The sequence below is a fragment of the Muriicola sp. genome, assembly GCF_041567615.1.
Classification (GTDB): Bacteria; Bacteroidota; Bacteroidia; order Flavobacteriales; family Flavobacteriaceae; genus Muriicola.
Map to the genome: position 1 here is coordinate 1 of NZ_JBFGBM010000090.1, position 10,234 is coordinate 10,234.

Here is a 10,234-nt window from a genome sequence, read left to right on the forward strand (position 1 = left end):
AGTCATACTATGAAATCTGTTACTCAGGGCAAATAGGTCCTCCCTTTTAAAGAATTCCTACCTTTGCCGAATAAATAAGTTCCAATGAGCAGGATTCGCGTAACCAAGGAATTCAGTTTTGAAACAGGGCATGCCCTGTATGGGTATGACGGCAAATGCAGGAATGTCCACGGCCATAGCTACAAACTTGCCGTAACAGTCATCGGTACTCCTATCGCCGAGGAGGGCGCCGTTAAGCTCGGGATGGTGATCGACTTCGGCGACCTGAAGAAGATCGTCAGGGAGGAGGTGGTAGATCCTTTTGACCACGCGACTATTTTCAACAAAAATACCCCCCACCTCGAACTGGCCAGGGAGCTCGAATCGAGGGGCCACAAGGTGATCCTGGCAGATTACCAGCCTACCAGTGAGAACATGGTCATCGATATCGCCTCGAGGATCAAATCCCGCCTGCCTGAAAACCTCCAGCTTCATTCCCTGAAGCTCCGCGAGACCGAAACGGCCTATGCAGAGTGGTATATGGAAGACAATCCCTGATCCCCGCCCTATTTTCCTATCTTTACATGCCGATGAGACAGCTAATCGTACCCGAAGGAAAGAAGGTCTACTTTGCCAGTGACAACCATCTGGGCGCCCCCGACAGGCAACAAAGTATAAGGCGGGAAAAACACTTTGTCTCCTGGTTGCAGGAAGTAAAAGAGGATGCTGCTGCCATCTTCCTCCTGGGCGATCTCTTCGATTTCTGGTTTGAATACAGAACTGTGGTCCCCAAAGGATTTGTGAGAACTCTCGGCACCCTTGCGGCCATAACAGACAGGGGTATCCCGGTCTATTTTTTTGCCGGGAATCACGACCTGTGGATGAATGGCTATTTCGAGGAAGAACTGGGGATCCCCGTGTTTCACAAGCCACAGCAGTTCGAGATCAACGGAAAGCGGTTCTTTATTGGGCACGGAGACGGACTGGGGCCGCATGACAAGGGATATAAACGGATGAAGAAGGTCTTTACCAACCCTGTGGCTCAGTGGTTCTTCCGTTGGATGCACCCGGATTGGGGCGTTCGCGTAGCCCAGTATTTTTCGGTAAAGAATAAACTGATCTCAGGAGAAGAGGACAAGGAGTTCCTGGGAGAGGAAAACGAATGGCTGGTGCAATACGCCAAACGCAAGCTGGAAAGCGATCATTTCGACTTTTTCGTCTTTGGCCACCGCCACCTTCCCCTGGAAATAAAGCTGAATCCTGATTCGACCTACTTTAACCTGGGCGACTGGATCAGTCATTACACCTATGGCGTCTTCGACGGAAATCGATTCGAGGTCCGGGAATTTCCCACTTAGTCAGGCCTGATATCCCTGATCTTCAGCTGCAAGCTTACCTGCCCGTTCCAGTGGTTTTCTTCAAGGGAATACACAGCACTGAAACTGCCCCCTTCCCTGACTACGGGCAACTTATCCCCAAGTCCGAACCCGATCGCCTGAACGGGGTTCGATCTCCCTTGCTGTACCGCCAGTTTAAGGTGTTTCTCATCTTCCCCCACCCCCCTGGCATATCCTGAGTCCCTTAACTTCTGTGAGAGGAAGACCGGCCTCATATTTCCAGGGCCAAAAGGTTCGAACTGTTTCAGGATCCTCATGAATTTCGGGGTGATGTCCGAGAACCTGATCTCCGCATCGATACGGATCTCCGGACGCAACATTTCGGGCGAAATGGTATTAGCGACCACTTCCTCGAACCGCGCCTTGAAATCTTCATACTGGCGTTCCTCAAGGGTGAGTCCGGCTGCATACTTATGACCCCCGAATTGCTCGAGGTAATCCTTACAGGCCTCCAGCGCATTGTAGAGGTCGAATCCTCTCACGGAACGGGCGGAGGCCGCCAGTTTTTCCCCGCTGCGGGTAAAAACCAGGGTGGGCCGGTAATAGGTCTCGGTGAGTCTGGAGGCTACGATCCCGATCACCCCCTTGTGCCAATTCTCATCAAAGACCACGGAGGTATACCTCCCTTCCTCCCCTTTCTCTTTGATCTGGACGAGGGCTTCTTCCGTGATCTCCTGGTCCAGGGTACGCCTTTCCGCATTGAAGCCTTCGATCGCCCCAGCCATCTCCTCAGCTCTGGCCATATCGGTTTCGGTCAGAAGGGATACCGCGTACCGGCCGTGTTCCATCCGGCCTGCCGCGTTGATCCTGGGGGCGATGATAAAGACCACGTCGGTGACGTTGAGTTCTGCCTTATTGACAGTATTGAGGATGGCGCGAATCCCGGGCCTTTTTTTCTGGTTGATCACCTTCAGACCGTAATAGGTCAATACCCTGTTCTCTCCGGTGATCGGTACGATATCAGCAGCTATGGCGGTGGCAACGAGATCGAGATAGGACAGGATGCCTTCCACGGGCTTTCCGACTTTTTGTTCCAGGGCCTGAATGAGTTTAAAGCCGATCCCACAACCGCAGAGTTCATCGTAGGGGTACCGGCAGTCGCCTCGTTTCGGGTCCAGTACGGCCACGGCCTCCGGGATCTCATCGCCGGGCCTGTGGTGGTCGCATATAATAAAATCAATTCCTTTATCCCGGGCGTATTTTACTTTGTCGATCGCCTTGATCCCGCAATCCAGGGCAATGATAAGGCTTACGTCATTGTCGTGCGCGAAATCGATCCCGGCATAAGACACCCCGTATCCTTCGTCATAACGGTCGGGGATATAGGTCGCCACCTTAGGGTATCTGTCCAGGAGATAGGAAGAGACCAGGGCCACCGCGGTGGTGCCATCCACGTCGTAATCCCCGTAGACCAGGATATTCTGGCCCTGCTGCATCGCCTCCTCGATCCGGTTGACAGCCCTGTCCATATCCTTCATCAGGAAAGGGTCGTGGAGGTGGCTGAGCTGAGGCCTGAAAAAATGAAGCGCATCCTTATAGGTGCTCACTCCCCTCTGCAGGAGGAGGGTGGCGATGAGGGGACTCACCCCGATAGCCTGGCTCAGCTCTGCAATGGCCTCCTTCTCGGGTTTGGGCATTAGGGTCCAGCGCATTTCACAAATTTCTTCAGCCTTCATAAGGTACTATAGGGTTGTGCAGTTTCCTTGCGGAACGGGCATTTTCATATGGAGTTGATCTCACTCCTCATGGTAGATGTTCTCTGTCGTAACCTCGGCAAACCGCCTGAACATTTCCATGACCCCGCAATACTTCTCCACCGAAAGGTCGACTGCCCGCTGTAATTTCTTCTCATCCAGGGCTTTCCCGTAGAAGTGATATTCCAGGTGTACCTTGTGGTAGTACTTGGGGTGTTCGTCCGTGAGTTCGGCAAAGATCTCCATATGGAATTTGTCCACATTGAGTTTCATCTTCCCTATCATGCCCACCACGTCCAGGCCGGAGCAACCTGCCAGGGAGGTCAGCATGAGCGCTTTGGGCCGATACCCTTTCCCTTCTCCTCCGTCCTCGGGTCCGGCGTCGATCTTCAGGTCCAGCCCCGAGGGGTTATTACTTTCAAAGGCCATTCCCCCAATCCAATGGGTACTGATATGATTTGTCATGCTCAGAATTTTTTGTTTCTTGTGATGGTCTATCCAATGATTTCAAAATTACAACAATAACCTATACCCTGTCCTATGCCTTTGGTTAATCCCCTCCCGCCCGAACACGATTCTGAAACCCGGAAACTCGCAGAGTTCTTTAATGAGACTCTGGGCTTTTGTCCGAATTCCATCCTGACCATGCAGCACCGGCCGGCGATCTCCAAGGCCTTCATCGAATTAAACAAGGCCGTCATGGAAAACCAGGGCAGGGTCACCTCTGCCCTCAAACGCATGATCGCCTGGGTGAGCAGCAATGCCACCGGGTGCCGGTATTGTCAGGCTCATGCCATCAGGGCCGCGGAGCGTTACGGGGCAGAGCAGGAACAACTCGACCATATCTGGGAATACAGAACACACCCTGCCTTCTCAGTGGCGGAACGTGCTGCGCTCGACTTTTCCCTGGCTGCTTCCCAGGTACCCAACCAGGTGGATGAACACATTAAAAAAGAGCTCTACCGGCACTGGAACGAAGGGGAGATCGTGGAAATGCTTGGGGTCATCTCTCTCTTTGGCTACCTCAACCGCTGGAATGATTCCATGGGGACAACTATCGAATCAGGGGCGGTGGAAAGTGCGGAACAATACCTGGGAAAACACGGATGGGAAAAGGGCAAACACGACGGACATCTGTATTAGGCAGGGGAAGTATGAAGAAAGCCGCACTCTTTCTGATCCTCCTGACCGCTATCTCATGCAAGTCATTCCGTTTTGATGATGGTAGGATTGTTTATCGATATACAGACTCAAATAATTATATCCCCCGAATTCTGGGCGATTTTGATGTTGTTAATTTGATCGAAAATGACACAATTTTAATCAGTTGCGGTTATTTCCGGGACCGGGAAAAAAGCCCCAGATCATTGAGCGTGATTTTATGGCTTAATAAAAAATACGCCTTTGAAACCTATGGGAAGGTAATTTCAAAAGAATTTGGTCCAATCCCACTATCAGAAGAATATTCCGGAAGGGAATCGAAAAATAGGAAGGAATTTTACCATTTTCTGTCTTTAGAAAATATGGACATGGCCGAAAGAAAATCCCGTATCCTGAGGGATACTATTTCCATAAACTTCGGGAACCGGAGCTTTAAATACGCTCCAAGATCCCGTTTTGATTGATGCTTTACTGGCATTTAAAAAGATATCTTTAATAAATATATCGTCAGCATCCCCCAGAATGTCCCTGTAGCCATACTTAGGATGGCCAGGACTACGGCATGGGGCATCCATTTCTTCTCATAGGCCGCTGTGACCGCCGGGGCTGTAGCGATGCCTCCCACATTGGCCATACTGGCGATAGGCACCCAGGCCATGTTTACATTCAGCAATTTGGCGATGATTATGGTGAAGAGGAAATGACCCACCAGCCAGATCGCCATAAACCCGAGAAATGAAGTATTGAAGCCGAGGGTGGCGAACTGGAGTTTCAACCCCAGTACCGCCATGACAATAAGAATGAGGATGGCACCTGCTTTCAGGGCAAACTGGAAATTCCACCGGGCCCAGAGGTTACTGATGGCCAGGCCTATGATCGAAAGCAAAATCACCTTCCCGATAAAACTGTACACAAACTGATTGACCAGTATTACAGTTCCCAGGAGCAATACAAACGTAAGCCAGGGCCTTATTGTTTTCATCCTGTTCATCCTGAGGCTTTCTGGAATCCCGGTATCGGTGATCCTGAAAAAAGCGTTCAGGGCATTGCTCCCTTTGATGGATTGGAACATGAGGATGGTCCAGATATTGACTAAAATATTATCCATAACCAGCACGGATAGGAAGATCGCTTCCGGGCACTCCACGAGTTCTTTCAGGACGAGCTGACTCGTACTCCCGCCAATCCATCCGCCGACAATGGGCGGTATCCCCTTCCAGTACCCTTCTGAAATGAGCGTATGGGTCACAAGATCGGATTCCGTTAGAAAGAATGCAGGAAGGACCGGGAACAGGGCAATAAAAAAAGATCCGCTGACAAACAGGAGGATGGGTTTCCAGCCAATAGACCTGAGCTGTCCAAGGGAGAGGCTGCTCATCACTGCAACGATCGCCAAGGGGATAAAGTAATCCCTGCTGAAATCGTGAATCTCGTCCTGAGAATAGTCGACCCCGCCGAGATGGCTTATGATGGCTGGAATAATATAGGCCAGCAGGATGGCCGGCACCCAGTCGAATAGCGACCTGATATACCTGTTTTCCCACCGGTCCAGAAAAAACACGGAGACAACGGTCAACAGGGTAATAAGCCAGGGCATGATCATGCCTGAAAAAATACAACTTTTCGCAACAGGGGGGACAACTATTTTTTACCTCCGACCACAAGGACGAATTCTCCCTTGAGTGGGTTCTGACTGTAATAGTCCCTCAGTTCTGTCAGGGATCCTCTTACAGTTTCCTCATATACCTTGGTGAGTTCCCTGGAAATGGAAGCAGGCCGGTCTGGGCCAAAAGTGTCGATAAAATGATCCAGGGTTTTGAGGAGTTTATGGGGCGATTCGTAAAAAATCATAGTACGGCTTTCCCCGGCAAGTTCCTTTAACCGGGTCTGCCTTCCCTTTTTGAGGGGTAAAAACCCTTCGAAGGTGAACCGTTCTGACGGGAGTCCGCTATTGACCAGGGCCGGGATAAGGGCAGTGGGTCCGGGGAGTGACTGAACGGGTATTCCTGCCTCAATACAAGCCCGGGTAAGCAGAAAGCCCGGATCTGAGATCCCGGGTGTACCGGCGTCGGATATCAACGCCATGGTCTCTCCCTCTTTCATCCTGTCAATTAACTTATCTGTGACCTTGTGTTCATTGTGCATATGGTAGGCCTGCATGGGCCTACTGATCCCGAAGTGATTCAGGAGTTTACCGCTGGTGCGTGTGTCCTCGGCGAGGATGAGGTCTGCCTCACGGAGTACTTCTATCGCCCTCTGCGTCATGTCATCCAGGTTGCCGATGGGCGTAGGCACTAGAAATAAAGTTGCCATAGGGACGCTGCCTTAAAATAAGAAGCCGAAAGGTAGCTCATGGACTTTCGGCTCTTTTAATTTTTTACCCGCATGGAATCAGGAAAACCTGCGGTTGATCAATGCCATAAATCGGGAGGCGTATTCATCCTTCCCTTTCCAGTGGTTGTATTCGGGTTTCACCATGTTCTCGATAAAGGCCACAGACCGATCTTCTGATTCGATGGTGTTCAGCTGGGAAAGTACCCTGTTGAATTCCTCTGTGCTGTCATTAAAGAGGTGTTTGACAAAGGCCAGTCGGTCATTAAGGCCTATGACGATCTCTTTGTTAGTCAGTTTGTCATTGAGGGATTGTGATCTCTCCTGTTTGGAGGAGTCCTTAATATCCGGCGTGACCTCTTTGACATCGTTCTTGATCACTTCGGCCTTGGCCACGAATTCTGCGAAAAGTTGCTCTATATGGAGGTCCTTGGGCATTTCTGAGACCATGTCCTTGATCGTGTCGATTCCCGGGGTCACGATATCCTCCTCGTGTGGGTTGCTTTCCGGTACGGACCTGTTGCCTTCCATCACGGCACTTGCCATTTTCTCGAACTTGGATGCGATGGCGTTCTTGGAGATATCGATCTCTACGTCGCTGAGTTTTTCTTCGATGAATTTAAGGACAGCCAGCTTTTCATACAGGTTCTTGGCTGCCTCATAGAGTTCCGGAATATCCCCTGATTCCTGAGAGGTTATGATCTCAGTAGACAATTTCACCAACTCCTCTTTCAGTTTCCTCTTCATTTCTTTTTGATTTTCATCCCTGTAAAGGTCTGTCTTTTTTAATACTTTTATACTGTCTTTGATTGTAACGGAGGAAACCCCGTATTTCGTCTAAAATTACAAAATGTTTCTCGAAAACACTGTTAATCATAAAGAACAATTTGGGTGGATAGAAGTGATCAGCGGGTCCATGTTTTCGGGCAAGACAGAGGAGCTTATCAGGAGGCTGAAACGGGCCAAATTCGCCAAGCAGAAAGTAGAGATCTTCAAGCCGATCATCGATACGCGCTACAGTGATGAAAGGGTGGTCTCCCACGATGAGAACGAGATCAGGTCAACCCCCGTTCCCACCGCCGGCCATATCCGCAAGCTGGCGGAGGATTGTGATGTGGTGGGCATAGACGAGGCCCAGTTTTTCGACGATGAGATCGTCTCGGTCTGCAACGACCTGGCCAATAAGGGGGTACGGGTGGTGGTGGCCGGACTCGACATGGACTTTAAAGGCAATCCTTTCGGTCCGATGCCTGCTCTTATGGCGACCGCCGAATACGTCACCAAGGTACATGCGGTCTGTACCCGAACAGGGAACCTGGCCAATTACAGTTTCAGGAAATCCGATAATGACAATCTGGTGCTGCTGGGAGAGACCGAAGAATACGAACCTCTGAGTCGGGCTGCATTCTATAAGGCCATGCTCAGGGAGAAGGTCAATGCCATGGAAGTGGAATCAGAAGAAATCCTTGAACCCTCATCATCAGATAAAAATTCGAAACGAAAACAACCCTGATACGCCCGGAATCTATCTGGATAAACCTTATGAAATACCAAATTCCTTCCTACCTATATCCCAACCCCTATGCCTGAGATTCACGAGACGGTCCTCGAAATAGACCTGGGGGCCCTGGAGCACAATTACCGGTATTTGAGATCCCGGATCAGGCCCGCGACAAAATTCATGGCGGTCGTCAAAGCCTCCGGGTACGGGAGCGATGCCCTGGCCATTGCCCGGAAACTGGTTTCCCTTGGTGTGGATGCCCTGGCGGTGGCCTACGCCTCCGAAGGGATTGCCTTGCGGAAAGAGGGTGTCTCCCTGCCCATTCTGGTGTTGCACCCCCAGGAAGGTAATTTTGAGGAGATCATCACCCATGACCTGGAACCCAGCCTTTACAGTGCCCGAATTCTCAAGGGATTCCACGATGTAGCCCGAAAGACGGGCCAAAAGGCATACCCTGTCCATCTCAAGTTCAACACCGGACTGAACCGACTGGGCTTTTGGGAAAACGATGTGAAATTTATCCTGGACGAGATCGGGGATTCAGGGGTGCTCGAAATAAAAGGAATCCTGTCTCACCTGGGAGCTTCTGAAGATTTGGAGGAGCGGGATTTTACCGAACGGCAGATCCATATGTTCGGCCGGATCGTCGAAGAAGCGGAAAAAGTCCTGGGTCCCATCCCAATAAAACACCTGCTGAATACTTCCGGCATACTCAACTATCCGGAAGCCCAGTGGGACATGGTCAGGAGCGGGATCGGCATTTACGGATACGGAAATGATCCCCGCTTTGATCCCGAATTAAAACCCGTGGTCTCCCTCAAGACGGTTATCTCCCAGTTGCACCGGATCGAACCCGGGGAAACGGTAGGTTACAACAGAGCCTACCGAGCTGAAGGCTACACAACCACAGCTACCCTCCCCCTGGGACACGCCGACGGCATTGGCAGGCATTACGGACAGGGAAAGGCCTTTGTTCTTGTAAAGGGAAAACGCGCTCCCATCGTAGGCAATGTCTGTATGGACATGCTGATGATAGACGTGACAGAGATCGACTGTAAGGAAGGGGACGAAGTAATCCTGTTCGGGAAGGGGCAGAGTGCCGATGAGTTCGCGTCTTATGCAGGTACCATTTCCTATGAACTGCTCACGGGGATCTCGCCCCGTGTAAAACGTCTCTATAAAGATCGTAACCCCGGGTAGCAGGGGTCATCCGCTACACTATTGTATAATCTCTGAACCCCCTGCACGTCTCTCAAGCCTGCAGGGGGTCTTTTTGTTTCATTTATAACACAATGTGATATTTTTATAAATACATCCTGCTTCCTTGTGGTGTACAGGGCTTTCCTGTACCTTTGACCCGTTTTTAAATGTATTCTGATGAAAGTAGCCGTTGTAGGTGCCACAGGCATGGTTGGGGAGGTTATGCTGAAAGTCCTGGCCGAACGAAATTTTCCGATCTCGGATTTACTCCTTGTCGCCTCTGAGAAGTCGAAAGGCAAAACGCTGATGTTCAAAGGGGAACCCCATACGGTCATTACCCTGGAGGAAGCGGTCGCTGAGAGTCCGGACCTGGCCATCTTTTCTGCGGGAGGGGAAACCTCACTCCAATGGGCGCCCAGGTTTGCCCAGGCAGGTACTACCGTGGTGGACAATTCCTCAGCCTGGCGTATGGATCCTGCGATCAAGCTCGTGGTCCCCGAGATCAATGCCCACGAACTGACCGAAAAAGACAAGATCATAGCAAACCCCAACTGCTCCACTATCCAATTGGTGATGGTACTGGCACCCCTGCACAAGGCGTACCGAATGAAACGCGTTGTAGTATCCACCTATCAATCCGTGAGCGGGACCGGTGTCAAGGCCGTACGGCAAATGGAGAACGAGATGGAGGGAACTAAAGGGGAGATGGCCTATCCCTATGCCATCCACAGAAACGCCCTGCCCCATTGTGACGTTTTCCTGGACAACGGGTATACCAAAGAGGAGATGAAACTGGCCAAAGAGCCCAGAAAGATCCTCGGGGACGACAGTTTTTCGGTCACCGCCACGGCCGTGAGGATCCCTACATCAGGAGGACATTCGGAAGCCGTGAACGTCACCTTCGAAAATGACTTTGATCTTAACGAGGTGAGAAAATTGCTCAGCGAGACCCCCGGGGTGGTCGTACAGGA

12 protein-coding genes are annotated in these 10,234 nt (G+C 50.9%); 7 read left to right on the forward strand and 5 right to left on the reverse strand.

The features are described from left to right. Window positions 1-84 precede the first annotated feature (84 nt). Both ABYP73_RS07675 and ABYP73_RS07680 read left to right on the forward strand, forming a co-directional pair. Window positions 85-537: a 6-pyruvoyl tetrahydropterin synthase family protein gene (locus tag ABYP73_RS07675; RefSeq protein WP_372973923.1), complete on the forward strand. Its 453-nt coding sequence runs from the start codon at window positions 85-87 to the stop codon at window positions 535-537. 32 nt (window positions 538-569) lie between these two features. Further along, a complete protein-coding gene (locus ABYP73_RS07680) occupies window positions 570-1,337 on the forward strand; it encodes a UDP-2,3-diacylglucosamine diphosphatase (protein ID WP_372973924.1) in 768 nt (255 codons plus the stop codon). Here ABYP73_RS07680 and recJ read toward each other — a convergent pair. Next, window positions 1,334-3,028 (reverse strand): single-stranded-DNA-specific exonuclease RecJ, encoded by a 1,695-nt coding sequence (gene recJ / locus ABYP73_RS07685; protein WP_372973925.1) that lies wholly within the window; start codon window positions 3,026-3,028, stop codon window positions 1,334-1,336. The genes ABYP73_RS07680 and recJ overlap by 4 nt on opposite strands. A gap of 84 nt (window positions 3,029-3,112) precedes the next feature. Further along, window positions 3,113-3,535 (reverse strand): OsmC family protein, encoded by a 423-nt coding sequence (locus ABYP73_RS07690; RefSeq protein WP_372945753.1) that lies wholly within the window; start codon window positions 3,533-3,535, stop codon window positions 3,113-3,115. 75 nt (window positions 3,536-3,610) lie between these two features. On the opposite strand from ABYP73_RS07690, the gene ABYP73_RS07695 reads away from it, so the two are divergent. Together ABYP73_RS07695 and ABYP73_RS07700 are read left to right on the forward strand one after the other, a co-directional pair. Continuing rightward, window positions 3,611-4,213 (forward strand): carboxymuconolactone decarboxylase family protein, encoded by a 603-nt coding sequence (locus tag ABYP73_RS07695; RefSeq protein WP_372973926.1) that lies wholly within the window; start codon window positions 3,611-3,613, stop codon window positions 4,211-4,213. A gap of 11 nt (window positions 4,214-4,224) precedes the next feature. Further along, window positions 4,225-4,695 (forward strand): hypothetical protein, encoded by a 471-nt coding sequence (locus ABYP73_RS07700; protein ID WP_372973927.1) that lies wholly within the window; start codon window positions 4,225-4,227, stop codon window positions 4,693-4,695. 14 nt (window positions 4,696-4,709) lie between these two features. On the opposite strand, the gene ABYP73_RS07705 is transcribed toward ABYP73_RS07700, so the two are convergent. The 3 genes from ABYP73_RS07705 to ABYP73_RS07715 all read right to left on the reverse strand — a co-directional run bounded on the left by ABYP73_RS07705 (window position 4,710) and on the right by ABYP73_RS07715 (window position 7,309). Then, a complete protein-coding gene (locus tag ABYP73_RS07705) occupies window positions 4,710-5,834 on the reverse strand; it encodes a DUF819 family protein (RefSeq protein ID WP_372973928.1) in 1,125 nt (374 codons plus the stop codon). Window positions 5,835-5,872: 38 nt separating this feature from the next. Then, the gene (gene rsmI / locus ABYP73_RS07710; RefSeq protein WP_372973929.1) at window positions 5,873-6,544 is read right to left on the reverse strand and encodes a 16S rRNA (cytidine(1402)-2'-O)-methyltransferase; all 672 of its coding nucleotides are present in this window, start codon (window positions 6,542-6,544) and stop codon (window positions 5,873-5,875) included. 78 nt (window positions 6,545-6,622) lie between these two features. Next, a complete protein-coding gene (locus tag ABYP73_RS07715; RefSeq protein WP_372946311.1) occupies window positions 6,623-7,309 on the reverse strand; it encodes a hypothetical protein in 687 nt (228 codons plus the stop codon). A gap of 103 nt (window positions 7,310-7,412) precedes the next feature. On the opposite strand from ABYP73_RS07715, the gene ABYP73_RS07720 reads away from it, so the two are divergent. From ABYP73_RS07720 to ABYP73_RS07730, 3 genes are all read left to right on the forward strand, one after another. Further along, window positions 7,413-8,075, forward strand: coding sequence for a thymidine kinase (locus ABYP73_RS07720; protein WP_372973930.1), 663 nt, complete (start codon window positions 7,413-7,415; stop codon window positions 8,073-8,075). Between the two features lie 69 nt (window positions 8,076-8,144). After that, a complete protein-coding gene (gene alr, locus ABYP73_RS07725; RefSeq protein WP_372973931.1) occupies window positions 8,145-9,263 on the forward strand; it encodes an alanine racemase in 1,119 nt (372 codons plus the stop codon). A 177-nt stretch (window positions 9,264-9,440) separates the two neighbouring features. Then, the coding region (locus tag ABYP73_RS07730) for an aspartate-semialdehyde dehydrogenase (RefSeq protein ID WP_372973932.1) at window positions 9,441-10,234 on the forward strand (794 nt) is incomplete at its 3' end.